The sequence below is a fragment of the Streptomyces collinus Tu 365 genome (genome assembly GCF_000444875.1).
GTDB lineage: Bacteria > Actinomycetota > Actinomycetes > Streptomycetales > Streptomycetaceae > Streptomyces > Streptomyces collinus_A.
The window spans coordinates 6,070,692-6,085,524 of sequence record NC_021985.1 but is presented as its reverse complement, the minus strand read 5'-3'; the positions used below and the strand labels follow the sequence as shown (position 1 = coordinate 6,085,524).

Here is a 14,833-nt window from a genome sequence, read left to right as displayed (position 1 = left end):
TGTCTTCTTGCCCTGGGTCTTGTCGGGGATCTTGGCGACCTGCGTTTTCGCTGCTCAGAGGCGGTGGGCACGTGCGCTTGGTGGCCGTCGTTGGTCGTCATTGGCCACTGCCGAGCGGCCTCGGACGACCCAGAGACGGCCCAGCTTCGGCGCGCTCGGCAACCTAGCTGTGCCCCCGGCGGCCTGAGCGGCGCTACGGCGGCAGCGTATAAGTGGCACCTTGGCGACCACCCCGTCGTCCCGAACTATCGGCTGAGCGGCCATTGAGGTCTGTTGGGCTGGTCAATCGGCCGTAGACGGCTGCTGACCTTCATCTGCGGCCGTTGAGGTTGCTGTACTCCTTTGCTGTACAGCTTGGTCGGCTTGGCGAGCACGAGCGAGGTTGTTGCGGCTGGTCAGGGTGTGGGGGTGGGTGTCGCCCAGGACCTGCTCGTACTGGGCGAGGGTGGCCTCGTGCAGGGGGATGGCTCGTCCCAGGTCCCCGACTGCCCGGTAGGCGCTGGCGAGGTTGTTGCGGCTGGTCAGGGTGTCGGGGTGGGTGTCGCCCAGGACCTGCTCGCGCTGGGCGAGGGTGGCCTCGTGCAGGGGGATGGCTCGTCCCAGGTCCCCTACCGCCTGGTAGGCGCTGGCGAGGTTGTTGCGGCTGGTCAGGGTCTGGGGGTGGGTGTCGCCCAGGACCTGCTCGTACTGGGCGAGGGTGGCCTCGTGCAGGGGGATGGCTCGTCCCAGGTCCCCTACCGCCTGGTAGGCGCTGGCGAGGTTGTTGCGGCTGGTCAGGGTGTGGGGGTGGGTGTCGCCCAGGACCTGCTCGCACTGGGCGAGGGTGGCCTCGTGCAGGGGGATGGCTCGTCCCAGATCCCCCGCCGCCCGGTAGGCGTAAGCGAGGTTGTTGCGGCTGGCCAGGGTGTGGGGGTGGGTGTCGCCCAGGACCTGCTCGTACTGGGCGAGGGTGGCCTCGTACAGGGGGATGGCTCGTCCCAGATCCCCCGCCGACTCGTAGGCGCTGGCGAGGTTGTTGCGGCTGGCCAGGGTGTCGGGGTGGGTGTCGCCCAGGACCTGCTCGCCCTGGGCGAGGGTGGCCTCGTACAGGGGGATGGCTCGTCCCAGATCCCCTACCGCCCGGTAGGCGTAGGCGAGGTTGTTGCGGCTGGTCAGGGTCTGGGGGTGGGTGTCGCCCAGGACCTGCTCGCGCTGGGCGAGGGTGGCCTCGTACAGGGGGATGGCTCGTCCCAGATCCCCTACCGCCCGGTAGGCGTAGGCGAGGTTGTTGCGGCTGGTCAGGGTGTGGGGGTGGGTGTCGCCCAGGACCTGCTCGTACTGGGCGAGGGTGACCTCGTGCAGGGGGATGGCTCGTCCCAGATCCCCCGCCGACTCGTAGGCGCTGGCGAGGTCGTTGCGGCTGGCCAGGGTGTCGGGGTGGGTGTCGCCCAGGACCTGCTCGAACTGGGCGAGGGTGGCCTCGTACAGGGGGATGGCTCGTCCCAGGTCTCCTACCGCCCGGTAGGCGCTGGCGAGGTGGTTGCGGCTAACCAGGGTGTGGGGGTGGGTGTCGCCCAGGACTTGCTCGCGCTGGGCGAGGGTGGCCTCGTACAGGGGGATGGCTCGTCCCAGGTCTCCTACCGCCCGGTAGGCGCTGGCGAGGTTGTTGCGGCTGGTCAGGGTGTGGGGGTGGGTGTCGCCCAGGACCTGCTCGTGTTGGGTGAGGACGGCTGTGCGCAGGGGAATGGTGTGGGCCTCGCGTCCCTGCCGGGACAGATACTGGGCGGCGGCCTGGTAGGCGTTGGCGGTGTCGGTCGATGCCGGGCTACGGAACGGTGTGGAGTCGGCGACTGCGACGACGTGAGGCAGGAGCTGTTCCCACTGAAAGGTGTCCGTGTCCGTGTCCTCGCCCGACGTGGCGTGTTGGATGAGGTGTTCGGCGTCTCGCCGGCCAGGCACGTAGCTGTCGGAGTCGGCGGGCTGGTGGCGCAGGACGGTCTGCACGAGACGGTGGACGCTGATGGCTTGGCGATCGGCGCTGTAGGCGATCATGTTGTAGGCGTACAGCGTGCCCAGGGCCTCGCCGAGGGCGAGCGGGTCGGGGCAGAGCGGGGCGAGCAGAGTGCGGGGGATGTCCTCGGGTGCCAGCCAGGCCATGGCGTTCAGCAGGGTGACGGCCTGCGGGTTGCGGCGTTGGACGGCGGTCAGGGTGTGGTGCCAGATGCGGGCGATGGTGCGTTCAGGGTCGATCCCGCCTGCGGCCGCATCTATGACGCGTCCCAGCATCTGCCGGTAGTCGGCCGGCGAGGTGCCGGTCTCAAACAGGTAGGCTCCCGCCTGCTCCAGCGCCAGCGGCAGATAGCCGAGGTCGGCGGCAAGGTCTGCGGCGTCCCTGCGCTGTGCCGGCGTGGGGACGTGCTCTGCTTCGAGGGCAAGAGTGCACAGCAGGTTCACGGCTGCCTCGGCATCCAGCAGACCCAGGGGCATGGTGGGGGCGATGGTGTGCCAGCCGGTCGCGGTGCGGCTGGTGGCCAGGTGGTGCCCGTCCGGCAGAGTGCCGAGGTAGTGGCGCATGTCGGCGGCGTCTTCGACGTTGTCGAAGACGAGCAGCCAGCCGGGATGCCATTGCAGCCACAGCATCGCCCACGCCGCCCGCTCCTGCACCCCCGTAGATGCCGCCCACTGGGGGCACAACCGCACGGCCAGAGCGGCCAGGCTGGTGACGATCTGCTCGGTGCTCGTGGCGTTGATCCACCACACCAGCGTGTACCTACGCCGGTAGGTGTGGGCGTAGTGCAGAGCGAGGGTGCTCTTGCCGATCCCGCCCAGGCCGTGGATCGCCCGCACCCCGGAGATCTGGGTGACCGCGGCCTCCCCCTCAGCTGTCAGCAGCCGGCGCAGCTCAGCGAGTTCACTCTTACGTCCGACGAACACCCCGGACGCGGACCCGGGCAGATTCCCGGCCCCCGGCGGCGCCTCCACCTCTCTGGCCCAGCGCACCGCCTCGGCCGGCAGCATCACCACCCGGGCCCCGTCCCCGGTGATCGCCACGCTGACATCGCCGCCCACCGCCATGGACCGCACGCCCGTCGCCTGCAGACCGCCGCCTCCGGCTACCGCACCTTCTGTCATGGCTGGATCGTCGTGTTGTCTCCGGTGACGGCAGTGCCGATGGTCTTCGCGGCGATCGACCGCTCACCCGACGCCGTCACGGTCACCGTCTCGCCGGAAGCGGGAAGCATCCGGGCCAGCTCGGCCAGCAACTCGGCGTCCTCCCGCAACGCACGCTTGACCTGCTGACGCACCGCGGCCGCAGCGTCCGCATCCTCCGGTGCCTCGGCCGCATCCTGGACCGCGGCTTCCAGCTCCGCCCGACCCTGCGCATCGCGGCGGCGCCACACCGTCTGCAGGATGCGCCGTCCGAGATTCGCCGTGGCATCCACCGCCGCGCTCTCCGCGCGAGAGAACACCGCCGCCCCGTACGTGCCTACCGCAGTCGTCAGAAACGGCCCCGCCTGCTCCACCAACTGCACGATCTCGGTACTCACTTGATCCCCCACGCACTCATTGGCTGCAAGTGACCCAGCGTAGGAACACAACCCCGCTCACACAGCCCAAACGCTCAAAACATCCATGCGGTTCGACTGACCGCTGACTGGGAGAACCCACCGGGGGCAACCGACGCCACGGACAGGTACGCGAACACACGCATCGGAGCGGAGACCCGCCTTCGATTGCATGCCTTCCCTCGTATCGGGTCGCGCCCGCTCGGGTCCTTCCGGCCGCTCCACATCCGAGAGTTCGTGCGGGACCTTGAGAACGACACGATCAGCAGCACCTACGCCCGCAACATCTACGCCAACGTCCGCGCGGTGCTGTCTGCCGCCGTGGACGACGGCCACCTCCCAGAACCCGTGCTCGGCGGCGTCGGTCCGGCCGCCTGCCTTCTCCGCTGTACGGGTTGTGCCCTGGCTCCCCTCCCAGGTACGTGCGGTCCGCGACGCCCTGCCCGAGCGCTACCGAGCCATGGTCGACGTGGGCAGCGGGTGCGGTCTCCGGCAAGGTGAGATCGTCGGCTTGGCCGGGGACACGATTCAACTCGACAGCGACACGCTTCGTGTCACCACTCAGGTCAAGCTGATCAGGGGTGTCGCGGTCTTCGCCCCGCCGAAGGGCAACAAGGAGCGGGACGTGCCGCTGCCGTCCTCGGTGGCCTCCGCCTTGCGGCGGCACATGGCGAGTCACCCGTCCGTGGCGATCAAGCTGCCGTGGGGCAGGCCTGACGGCCCGCTCGCCGAACGGCGTCTGATCTTCACCAACACGGCCGGCGGAATCGTCTGGCGAAGCAACTTCAACGCCCTGGAGTGGAAGCCCGCCCTCGCGGCGGCCGGCCTCATCCCGACGCCCGGGCCCGGAGAGCCGTACGCCTCCGCCCGGCAGCACGGGATGCACGCCCTTCGCCACTTCTACGCCTCGGTCCTCCTGGACGCGGGCGAGAGCATCAAGGCCGTGAGCGAATACCTGGGGCACTCCGACCCGGCGATGACGCTGCGGGTGTACGCCCACCTGATGCCCAGCAGCAGCGAGCGCGCCCGCCGGGCCCTCGACGGTCTTCGGCACGGCCCGGGAACCCTGACGGCCCAGAGAGGCCCAGCGGGTACAAGACACCACCTGTTGGCGACATCGTCGCTGGTAGGGGGCTTCTTCGTGCCCGGGGAACGTTCGTTCTCCGGGGTTAGGCATGGCTCTATCAATGTCGCAGATCCACATGGATGACCAGCGGCCGTGGGGCGCTCCGGCCGGCGTCCGTGGGTGTCACCGGTCACTGCCGAGCAGCCCGGCACGGCCCGGAGACGGCCCAGGGGTGATCAGCCGTGGCTTCCTCCGGTCCAGCGTAGACAGATGCGCGGTGCCCTGAATCTTCGATGGACTCCTCAATGGACCCAGAAATCGAACACATGCTTGAATTTGACCATGCAATCGTTCCCGGACGACCTGGTCCAGGCGCAGCAGGAGTGGGGCGCCACGTACCGGCGCCTCGCCGAGCGGCCCGGCCACACCGAGCTGCGCCGGCGCCTGTACCGGCTGTCGGCTCACCTGTATTTCCATCCGCACTGGCAGCAACGGCGCCCGAGCCCCGCGCCATGGCGGCCACCACGCGGTCCGGAAGCGCCGGACGGACACGTGAGTGAGCGGCTGCATCCATGACGCGCTGGAACGGGTGGCCGCATGTCCCGGACGACCCCGAGGACGTGTCCGGCCCGATACGCGTGATCGTTCACCCGCCGTCAGCGACAGGCGGCCGACGCGTGCGCGCCGACGGCGAGGTCCTCGGCCTGGCCCACAATGTGGCCGACGTCGCCGAGTTCCTCCGCCGAGCAGGGTTGGAGATCGACCCGGCGGAGGTGGCGGAGGTGCCGTGGATCGACTGGCGCGGTGTGGGCCCTGAACACTGGCGCCCGGACGCGAGCAACTGCTGACCCGCGGATCACAAGGCAAGGCCAAGATGCCCCCGGCCCCTCTAGGCTGGCTTGCAGACGGACACGGGGGAAGGGGCGGTCGATGGACTGGTTCTGGTGGGTTCTGATCATTTTCTGGACGGGTGGTTTCGCGTGGGTGGCCGACAACGTCCGCACCGCGCTGCGCAACAGGCATGAGCGCAAGATGCAGTTGCTGGAGGCGGCGAAGCAGGAGCGCCTGGCCGTCGAGGCGGCGCACAAGCCGCCGGAGCCGGTGTGCGGCTGCACCCACCACCTCGCCAAGCACGACAAGCAGGGCCGGTGCCATGAACGCGTCGAGGTGCCCACGGCCTGGGACGAGAACAAGAAGCCCCTGCGCTTCGAGGCCGGCCAGTGCAACTGCCAGCAGTACGTGGGCCCGCAGCCCCTGTCCCAGGTCTTCGCGGAGGAGCTGACGGACCTTCCCTGAGCAGCGGCAGCGGCAGCGGCAGCGGCACAGGCGCGCCGGGGCCGGCCGTAACGGGCTCCAGCCCTGACGAGGAGACGCCCCGCCCTCTTGTGAAGTTCTGCCGGTGAACGGGAGGGTTTCCTGGTCGGGGCTTGCCGGGGGCCTTGGGCTGACGTAACAAAGTGCTCCATGAACCTTTTCGGCCGCAACTCTCACCCCCGGCGCCCGGAGCCGTCCGTGTCATCGGTGGCGACCGCCGCCCCGGCCTCCCGTGGCACCGCCGTGCTGCCCGATCCCGGCCTCGCCTCCCTCACCGGCGAGTGGATGATCGACCCGGCGCACAGCAGGATCGGGTTCTCCGTGCGGCACGCGATGGTGACGACGGTGCGGGGTGCCTTCACCGAGTACGAGAGCCGTCTCTTCTTCGACGGCAGCGATCCGGCCCGGTCCCGGGCCGACCTCGTGCTGTACACCGCCAGCGTCGACACCGGTGTCGAGCAGCGCGACGCGCATCTGGTCGGCCGCCAGTTCCTCGACGCCGCCGCGTATCCCCGGATGACGTTCACCAGCTCCGCCGTGCACCTCGCCGGTCCCGACGTGTACCGCATGACCGGTGACCTCACCATCAGGGAGACCAGCCGCCCCGTCGTCCTCGAACTGACGTACATCGGCCATGTGACCGACCCCTTCGGCTACGAGCGCGTCGGATTCGACGGCACAACGACCATCAACCGCTCCGACTGGGGCCTGACCTACGACGCCCGGCTGGCCCAGGGCGGGGCCATGGTCAGCGACAAGGTGCGCCTCCAGTTCGACATCGCCGCCATCCGCAGCTCGGGCACCCCCTGAGCGACGGGTCCGACGTCCGGGTCATCCCGAAACCGCTTGGCCGGCACCCCTCGGCTCCCTACGCTGAGGCCATGCCTGCCGCCAAGACGTCGTACGTGTGCCTGTCCTGCCGGGTGTCGTACAAGCAGCCGCACGATCCGTGGCGCGAGCGCGTCTGCCCCCGCTGCGCCGGTGCGCTGATGTACGCCGGCTCGGCCTTCGCGGCGCCGCCGAAGCGGGACCGGGCGGCCTGGCGGACGCTCACGGTGCTGCTCCACGCGGGACTGGGCTTCCACAAGACCTGCTGCGGCGGCCCGGGGTTCCGGCCGCGCTCGCTGCGTGAGGTGAAGGAACGGCTGGCCCACGCCCGCCGCAGCGGGGAGCCGGCCGCCCGCGCGCTGGCCCGGGCCGAGCTGCCGTGACCGGCCTGGACGCGCTCACCCGGACCGTGGCCCCGCCGGCCGATCCGGTCGACGGGCACGGTGACTGGGCCGGGGTCGAGGCACGGCTCGGGGTGCGGCTCCCCGCGGACTACCGGCTGCTGGCCGAGACGTACGGCCGGGGCGAGTTCTGCGACTACCTCTACCTGCGCACGCCGTTCAGGACGAACCCGCACAACGGTCTGGAGTGGTACGACGGGCTGGTCGTGTGGGGCGGCACCATGGACGCCGACCGGCTCTGCTGGCGCCCCGAGGGTGACCCCGACGCCTGGCCGGTCGTGATCGTCGGGCGGGGCACCGGACGCGAGGAGCACGCCCTGACCACGTCCCGCTTCGTCGCGGAGTGGGTGACCGGGCGCCTGCGCTCCGCCGTCCTGGAGGACATGGAGCCGGACCTCGCGCCCTGGTTCAACGCGTTCCGGCCCCGGGCGCACCGGTGCCTGCGGCTGTCGGAGGGCTCCCGGCCGTACGGCGAGCGGCTGCGCATCCTGCGGGACGTGCTCGCGCCGACCCTGGACCGCGGCTCGTGGGAGTCCGGGGACGGCGCCCACGGACAGGACCACTTCGCGACCGCCGACACGGACTGGCAGCTCACCTACGACCGCTCGCACCCGCACCAGATACGCGTCTCCTTCCCGCCCGGAGACCGGGCCGCGGCCCGTGACCGGCTCTTCGCCGCCGTACGGCTCATGGGGTGCACGGTGCTGGAGATCACCACCGTGCGGGGTGCGCCGCTGGCCGACTGGGACGCGGGCGAGGACGAGCCCGAGGCCGAGCCCGAGACCGAGCTCAAAGCCGAGGCGGAGCCTCAAGCCGAGCCCTTGCCCAAGGCCGAGCCCGAGACCGAGCTCAAAGCCGAGGCGGAGCCTCAAGCCGAGCCCTTGCCCAAGGCCAAGCCCGAGCCCGAATCCGAGTAGCGGCCGGTCGGCCACTCCCCCTCGGGCCGTTGCAGGCACGCCGGGGCCGGACACGCCGGCGGGCCCCGTCCCGTGTTCAGGACGAGGCCCGCGGAGCCGTGAGTCCTACGGCCGGGGAACCGGTTCGGTCACGCCGAGCCGACGAACACCACCATCAGCAGCCACACCACCGGAGCGGTCGGCAGCAGGGAGTCCAGTCGGTCCATGATGCCGCCGTGCCCGGGAAGCAGGCTGCCCATGTCCTTGATACCCAGGTCCCGCTTGATCATGGATTCGCCGAGGTCGCCCAGCGTGGCGCTGGCGGCGACCGCGAGGCCCAGCAGCAGGCCCTGCCACCAGCTGCCGCCGTCGATCAGGAACTGCATGCACAGCGCGCCCGCGACCATGGCGAACAGCACCGCGCCGAGCAGGCCCTCGCGGGTCTTGCCGGGGCTGATGCGCGGGGCGAGCTTGTGCTTGCCGAAGCGCCAGCCGACCGCGTACGCGCCCGTGTCGCTGACGACCGTCAGCAGCAGGAAGGTGAGGACCCGCCAGGACCCGTCGTCGGCGGTGAGCATCATCGCGACGAAGGTGGCCAGGAACGGCACGTAGAACGCGGCGAAGACGCCCGCCGTGACGTCCCTGAGGTAGCCCTCGGGAGGCTCGGTCATGCGCCAGACCAGCACGGCGAGGGCCGTCAGCGCCATGGCCACCCACGCGCCCTCGGCACCCCGCACATAGCCGGCGACCACCATCGCCGCGCCGCCCACCGCGAGCGGCACCAGCGGCGCCTTGATCCCCTTGCGCTCCTGCAGCCTGCTGGTCAGCTCCCACAGACCCACCACCACGGCGACCGCGACGACTCCGACGAACACGGCCTTGACGATGAACAGGGAGGCGATGATCAGCACACCGAGGCCCACGCCGACCCCTATGGCCGCGCTCAGGTCACGGCCCGCGCTCTTCTTCTGCGGCGCGGGGGCCGGCTGCGGGGCGTGGGACATGGGCTCCGGATTCTGCGTCGGACTGTGCGTCGGACTCTGCGAGGGGTACGGCGTCGCACTCTGTGCGGGGTACGGCGTCGCACTCTGCGTGGAGTACGGCGCCGGGTCGTGCGTCGGGCCGGTCTGACCGTGGGTGAAGCCCTGCGGCTCGTCCCGGAACAAGGGGCCGCTCAGCCGAGCGGCCCCCCGGTCGTCGTCCTGGGCCCCGCCGTGGGCGGGGTCGTCGGGCACGATGGGCATGGGGCGAGTCTGCTGCGCCTGAGGCGCATCGTACGCGGGACCCGCCGTGGCAGCCCCCTGGACAGGCCCACCCGCGGTGGGCCCCCAGTACCCGGCCTGCCCCGCCGCCGGCGGTGCCCCCCAGGAAGAGTCGCTCATCAGACTTCGAGCAGCTCCGCTTCCTTGTGCTTCAGGAGCTCGTCCACCTGGGCGACGTACTTCGCCGTGGTGTCGTCGAGCTCCTTCTCAGCGCGGCGGCCCTCGTCCTCGCCGACCTCGCCGTCCTTGATCAGCTTGTCGATGGCGTCCTTGGCCTTGCGGCGCACGGAACGGATCGACACCCGGGAGTCCTCCGCCTTGCCCTTGGCGACCTTGATGTAGTCGCGGCGGCGCTCCTCGGTCAGCTCGGGGAACACCACACGGATGATGTTGCCGTCGTTGCTGGGGTTGACGCCCAGGTCGGAGTCGCGGATCGCCTGCTCGATGTTGCGCAGCGCGCTCTTGTCGAACGGCGTCACGACGGCCATCCGCGGCTCCGGCACGGAGAACGAGGCCAGCTGGTTGATCGGCGTCAGGGCGCCGTAGTAGTCGGCAACGATCTTGTTGAACATCGCCGGGTGCGCACGGCCGGTGCGGATCGCGGCGAAGTCCTCCTTGGCGACCACGACGGCCTTCTCCATCTTCTCCTCGGCCTCGAGGAGGGTCTCTTCGATCACCACTTGCTCCTGCGTGTCTTGAGTAAGGCCCGGCTGCGGTTCCTCGTAGGGGCGGCGGCCGGCTGCGTCGCGTCTTCTTCCTGCACGGTTCCCGACCGGCAGGACATTGTCCATCCCCCGGCCAGGGTGCGTCCCGTCCGTCCCCCGGACAGGTGGCGTGCCCCGGGCGACGGGGCGTGCCGGTCAGTCCCGGCTGCCGGGGTCACCCACCAGCGTGCCGATCTTCTCACCCTTGACGGCCCGCGCGATATTGCCCTCCGCCAGGAGCTCGAACACGAGGATCGGCAGCTTGTTGTCCCGGCAGAGGGTGATCGCGGTGGCGTCGGCGACCTTGAGCTCGCGGGTGATGACCTCGCCGTAGCCGAGGGCGTCGAACTTGACGGCGTCGGGGTTGGTCTTGGGGTCGGAGTCGTAGACCCCGTCCACACCGTTCTTGCCCATGAGCAGCGCCTCGGCGTCGATCTCCAGGGCACGCTGGGCGGCGGTGGTGTCGGTGGAGAAGTAGGGCATGCCCATACCGGCGCCGAAGATGACCACGCGGCCCTTCTCCAGGTGGCGCACGGCGCGCAGCGGGATGTACGGCTCGGCGACCTGGCCCATGGTGATGGCGGTCTGCACCCGGCTGTCGATGCCCTCCTTCTCCAGGAAGTCCTGGAGGGCGAGGCAGTTCATCACGGTGCCGAGCATGCCCATGTAGTCGGAGCGCGCCCGGTCCATGCCGCGCTGCTGGAGTTCGGCGCCGCGGAAGAAGTTGCCGCCGCCGATGACGACCGCGATCTCGGCGCCGTCGCGGACGACGGACCCGATCTCACGGGCGATCTTGTGCACCACGTCCGGGTCCACGCCCAGGCCCCCGCCTCCGGAGAAGGCCTCTCCGGACAGCTTCAGCAGAAACCGGCCGCGTACTTTGCCGTCGTCGCTCTTCTGGGCCTTGGTGGTCATGGAGATCCCGCCTCTTTCACGTGTTGCACATACGAAGAAGGCCATTGCCGATGGGTTCGCTTTTCGCTCCCATGCGCGGCAATGGCCTCCTCGTCAGATCTGCTGCCGTCCGCCACATGCCTGGGTGTGGCGGTGTGCCCGGACGACTGCTGTCGACCCTATAGGGGTCGAGCGTCGATCGCGGTACGGACTCAGATGCCGACCTTGATGCGCGTGAAGCGCTTCAGGGTGACACCGGCCTCGTCCAGCACCTTCTGGACCGACTTCTTGTTGTCGAGCGCGTACGGCTGGCCGAGCAGCGTGGCGTCCTTGAAGAAGCCGTTGAGACGACCCTCGACGATCTTGGCGATCGCGGCCTCGGGCTTGCCCTCGGCGCGGGTGGTCTCCTCGGCGATGCGGCGCTCGGACTCGACGACCTCGGCCGGGACGTCGTCCTTGGCGAGGTACTTCGGCGCGAAGGCCGCGATGTGCTGGGCGACGCCCTTGGCGATCTCGGCGTTCGGCTTGTCGAGCTCGACCAAGACACCGATCTGCGGGGGCAGGTCGGGCATGGTGCGGTGCATGTAGGCGGTGACGTAGCCGTCGGTGAACTGCGCGAAGCGGTCCAGGACGATCTTCTCGCCGAGGTTGGCGTTGGCCTCGTCCACGAACGCCTGGACGGTCTTGCCGGCCTCGATCTCGGAGGCGAGCAGGGCCTGCAGGTCGGCCGGGTTCGTCTTGGCGACGTGCTCGGCGATGGCCTTGGCCACGGCCTGGAACTTGTCACCCTTGGCGACGAAGTCCGTCTCGCACTTCAGCTCGACGAGGACGCCGGAGGAGTTGTCGTCGGCGATGATGGAGACCACGGCGCCGTTCTCGGCGGAGCGGCCCTCGCGCTTGGCGACGCCCTTCTGGCCCTTGATGCGCAGCGCCTCGACGGCCTTGTCGACGTTGCCCTCGGCCTCGTCCAGCGCCTTCTTGCAGTCCATCATGCCGGCGCCGGTGAGCTCACGGAGCTTCTTGACGTCGGCGGCGGTGTAGTTCGCCATGAGTCTGTGAGTCTTTCTCGAAGTCTTGGGAGATCGGAGAGCGGCACGCTCCGGTCCACATGTGATCGCGGACAACGGACGGCGTGCCGACCTGCGGGTGAACGGCGGGGGCGGACTTCACCGCGCCGGGGGCGCTGCTGGTGCCGCCCCCGCCGTCAACGCTGACGTCAGGCCTGCTCGCCCTCGGCGGCCGGGGCGGCCTCGGCGGCGGGGGCCTCGGTGGCGGGGGCCTCGGCGGCGGGAGCCTCGGCCGGCTTCTCGGCCTCGGCGGGGGCGGCCTCGGCGGCCGGAGCAGCCTCGTCGGCCTTCTTCTCGCCCTCGAGGAGGTCGCGCTCCCACTCGGCGAGCGGCTCGCCGGCGGCCTTCTCGCCCTTGTCACCGGTGGCGACGCGCGAGCGGGAGATGAGGCCCTCGGCGACGGCGTCGGCGATCACGCGGGTGAGCAGGGTGACGGAGCGGATCGCGTCGTCGTTGCCCGGGATCTTGTAGTCGACCTCGTCGGGGTCGCAGTTGGTGTCGAGGATCGCGACGACCGGGATGTTGAGCTTCCGGGCCTCACCGACCGCGATGTGCTCCTTCTTGGTGTCCACGATCCAGACGGCGCTGGGCACCTTCTGCATCTCGCGGATACCACCGAGGGTCTTCTCCAGCTTGGCCTTCTCGCGCGAGAGCACGAGAAGCTCCTTCTTGGTCAGACCCGACGCGGCGACGTCCTCGAAGTCGATCTGCTCGAGCTCCTTGAGGCGCTGCAGACGCTTGTAGACGGTGGAGAAGTTGGTGAGCATGCCGCCCAGCCAGCGCTGGTTGACGTAGGGCATGCCGACGCGGGTGGCCTGCTCGGCGATGGCCTCCTGCGCCTGCTTCTTCGTGCCGACGAACATGACCGTGCCGCCGTGGGCGACGGTCTCCTTGACGAACTCGTAGGCGCGGTCGATGTACGACAGCGACTGGAGCAGGTCGATGATGTAGATGCCGTTGCGCTCGGTGAAGATGAAGCGCTTCATCTTCGGGTTCCAGCGACGGGTCTGGTGACCGAAGTGGACGCCGCTCTCCAGCAGCTCCCGCATCGTGACGACGGCCATGGCCGTATCTCCTTGAATTTCTCGGTTGTGCCGCGCCCGCCGGACGGCGGCCGCGCCTGACGCCCGCGATGCGCCGTGCCGCTAGGGACCGAGGGGCGCTTGGTACGAACCGTTTCCGGATGCCGTACCGGGGCGTGCGAAGTCGACCCGGTGACCCGGATCGCCAGAAGAAGTGTACGGGACCGGCGGAGCGGCGGGTGACGCCGCTGTCCACAAGCGGTGGGTTCTCCACAGATCCCGGCCATGACCGGTTCGCCCGGTGGAGGGTTCTCGTATGCGACGGGTGATGCGATACGTGGCTCTGTGGGCGGGTCTGCCGCTGGTCTGCGCGGTGTCCGTGCCGGCTCCCCCGGCCCGGGCGGACGTGCCGGCGCCGGCACCCGCGCCGCCGGCCGGTGACGGCGTTCCGGCCATCGGACGCGCCTGGCCGGTGGGGGTGCGGCCGGTGCTGCTGCGTGGCTGGGAGCCGCCGGCGACGGTGTACGGGCCCGGGCACCGGGGTGTCGACCTGGGCGCGGCGCCCGGTGCCCCGGTACGGGCGGTCGCCGCCGGCCGGGTGTCCTTCGCGGGCCGGGTGGCCGGGCGCGGTGTGGTGTCGGTGGAGCTGACGGGCACGGACCTCCGGACCACCTACGAGCCGGTACGCGCGTCGGTGCGCAAGGGGGACGAGGTGCGGGCGGGCGAGGTGGTCGGCACGGTCGAGACACCGGCACCGCACTGCCCCACGACCTGCGTCCACTGGGGCCTGCTGCGCGGCGAGACCTACCTGAACCCCCTGTCCCTGCTCCCACCCTGGCTGCTGCGCAACGACCCGTCCCGCCTGCTGCCGGTCCTGGGCGTGCCCCTGCCGGAGTGACGGCCGCCGCGTGCGGCCGGGCACGGGCAGGTGAACGAGGCAGCGGGCGGCGGGGCGGGGTGGCGGGGATGCGGGGCAGGGTGGCCGGTGGGGGGCCGCGGGGTGGCCGGTGAGGGGGGCGGTGGTGTCAGCGGCGGGGCCGACGGCGTCAGCGGCGGGGGCCTCGGTGGGGTCGACGGCGGGCTGCCCGGCGGGGGCGGTGGTGTCAGCGGCGGATGCCCGGAGAGGCCGACGGCGTCAGCGGCGGGAGCTCGCCGGAGCCGACGGGGCAGATGGCGTCAGCGTCGGCGCCCCGGGCAGGGCAGGTGGCGTCAGCGGCCCGGGCGGGGTCGGTGGGGTCAGCCCCGGACCCCGCGCAGGGCCATGTTCACCGCCGCGTCCGTCACCGTGGAGGGGTCCTCCGGGGCGAGCAGTTCGATGCGGCGGACGGCCGCGTCCACGACGCCCTGGAGGAGCATCGCGGCGAGCCGGGGCTGCTCGTGGCCCATCTCGCGGAGGGCCTCCACGACCATCGCGACCAGTTCCCCGTGCGCCGCCCGGATCTTCTCGCGCGCCCCCGCGTCCAGCTCGCTCGCCGAGATCGCCACGACGGCGCGGTGCCGCCGGTCGCCGACCAGGGTGAGCTGCTGCCGTACGTACGCCTCGACCTTGTCCTCGGCCGTCGCCGCACGCTCCATGGCCGCCGCGACCTCGGCCGCCCACACCGGGAAGTCGACCTCGCACAGCTCCTCGACGACGGCGGCGCGCGAGCGGAAGTACTCGTACACGGACGAGCGCGCCAGTCCGGTGCGCTCGGCCAGGGCGGGGAAGGTCAGCGCCTCCGTCCCGCCCTCGGACAGCAGGGACCGAGCCGCGTCCAGCAGGGCGGCTCGCTGCATCGACCGGTGCTCGGCCACGGAGGCCGCTCGAATCCTTGGCACGTCAACCACTTTACGG

General features: G+C 70.7%; 15 protein-coding genes and 1 pseudogene. 8 read left to right on the top strand and 8 right to left on the bottom strand.

Annotated elements, in window-relative coordinates; genetic code table 11:
- Window positions 1–282: 282 nt before the first annotated feature.
- Complete coding sequence (gene fxsT / locus B446_RS26555) at window positions 283–3,111, bottom strand: FxSxx-COOH system tetratricopeptide repeat protein (RefSeq protein WP_078614805.1); 2,829 nt, start codon at window positions 3,109–3,111, stop codon at window positions 283–285.
- Window positions 3,108–3,527, bottom strand: a complete 420-nt coding sequence (locus B446_RS26550; RefSeq protein WP_020942511.1) for a hypothetical protein — start codon at window positions 3,525–3,527, stop codon at window positions 3,108–3,110. Before B446_RS26550 ends, fxsT begins: the two co-directional genes overlap by 4 nt.
- A gap of 156 nt (window positions 3,528–3,683) precedes the next feature.
- Between B446_RS26550 and B446_RS26545 the strand changes: the two are divergent.
- From B446_RS26545 to B446_RS26520, 7 genes and pseudogenes are all read left to right on the top strand, one after another.
- Window positions 3,684–4,755, top strand: a pseudogene (locus B446_RS26545) (tyrosine-type recombinase/integrase); the annotation flags it as partial.
- Window positions 4,756–4,953: 198 nt separating this feature from the next.
- Window positions 4,954–5,187, top strand: coding sequence for a hypothetical protein (locus B446_RS37405; RefSeq protein ID WP_078614804.1), 234 nt, complete (start codon window positions 4,954–4,956; stop codon window positions 5,185–5,187).
- Window positions 5,184–5,459, top strand: coding sequence for a hypothetical protein (locus B446_RS26540; RefSeq protein ID WP_328285328.1), 276 nt, complete (start codon window positions 5,184–5,186; stop codon window positions 5,457–5,459). The genes B446_RS37405 and B446_RS26540 overlap by 4 nt, the downstream gene beginning before the upstream one ends.
- A gap of 82 nt (window positions 5,460–5,541) precedes the next feature.
- A complete protein-coding gene (locus B446_RS26535) occupies window positions 5,542–5,907 on the top strand; it encodes a hypothetical protein (protein WP_020942508.1) in 366 nt (121 codons plus the stop codon).
- Window positions 5,908–6,075: 168 nt separating this feature from the next.
- Entirely contained in the window at window positions 6,076–6,735 is a 660-nt protein-coding gene (locus B446_RS26530; RefSeq protein ID WP_043476498.1) for a YceI family protein, read from the top strand.
- 71 nt (window positions 6,736–6,806) lie between these two features.
- Entirely contained in the window at window positions 6,807–7,136 is a 330-nt protein-coding gene (locus tag B446_RS26525; RefSeq protein WP_043476496.1) for a hypothetical protein, read from the top strand.
- The gene (locus tag B446_RS26520; RefSeq protein WP_020942505.1) at window positions 7,133–8,071 is read left to right on the top strand and encodes a hypothetical protein; all 939 of its coding nucleotides are present in this window, start codon (window positions 7,133–7,135) and stop codon (window positions 8,069–8,071) included. Before B446_RS26525 ends, B446_RS26520 begins: the two co-directional genes overlap by 4 nt.
- Window positions 8,072–8,199: 128 nt before the next feature.
- Here B446_RS26520 and B446_RS26515 read toward each other — a convergent pair whose 3' ends face one another.
- The 5 genes from B446_RS26515 to rpsB form a co-directional block, all read right to left on the bottom strand.
- On the bottom strand, window positions 8,200–9,432 hold the full coding sequence (locus B446_RS26515) for a phosphatidate cytidylyltransferase (protein ID WP_043476494.1): 1,233 nt from the start codon (window positions 9,430–9,432) through the stop codon (window positions 8,200–8,202).
- Entirely contained in the window at window positions 9,432–9,989 is a 558-nt protein-coding gene (gene frr / locus B446_RS26510) for a ribosome recycling factor (RefSeq protein WP_020942503.1), read from the bottom strand. The genes B446_RS26515 and frr overlap by 1 nt, the downstream gene beginning before the upstream one ends.
- Window positions 9,990–10,172: 183 nt before the next feature.
- Window positions 10,173–10,931: a UMP kinase gene (gene pyrH / locus B446_RS26505; protein ID WP_020942502.1), complete on the bottom strand. Its 759-nt coding sequence runs from the start codon at window positions 10,929–10,931 to the stop codon at window positions 10,173–10,175.
- Between the two features lie 191 nt (window positions 10,932–11,122).
- Complete coding sequence (tsf, locus tag B446_RS26500) at window positions 11,123–11,959, bottom strand: translation elongation factor Ts (RefSeq protein ID WP_020942501.1); 837 nt, start codon at window positions 11,957–11,959, stop codon at window positions 11,123–11,125.
- A gap of 167 nt (window positions 11,960–12,126) precedes the next feature.
- Entirely contained in the window at window positions 12,127–13,041 is a 915-nt protein-coding gene (rpsB, locus tag B446_RS26495; RefSeq protein ID WP_020942500.1) for a 30S ribosomal protein S2, read from the bottom strand.
- A gap of 286 nt (window positions 13,042–13,327) precedes the next feature.
- On the opposite strand from rpsB, the gene B446_RS26490 reads away from it, so the two are divergent.
- A complete protein-coding gene (locus B446_RS26490; protein ID WP_043479141.1) occupies window positions 13,328–13,897 on the top strand; it encodes a murein hydrolase activator EnvC family protein in 570 nt (189 codons plus the stop codon).
- A gap of 338 nt (window positions 13,898–14,235) precedes the next feature.
- Here the strand turns inward: B446_RS26490 and B446_RS26485 are convergent, their stop codons facing one another.
- Window positions 14,236–14,793, bottom strand: coding sequence for a TetR/AcrR family transcriptional regulator (locus B446_RS26485; RefSeq protein ID WP_043476492.1), 558 nt, complete (start codon window positions 14,791–14,793; stop codon window positions 14,236–14,238).
- Between the last annotated feature and the right edge of the window lie 40 nt (window positions 14,794–14,833).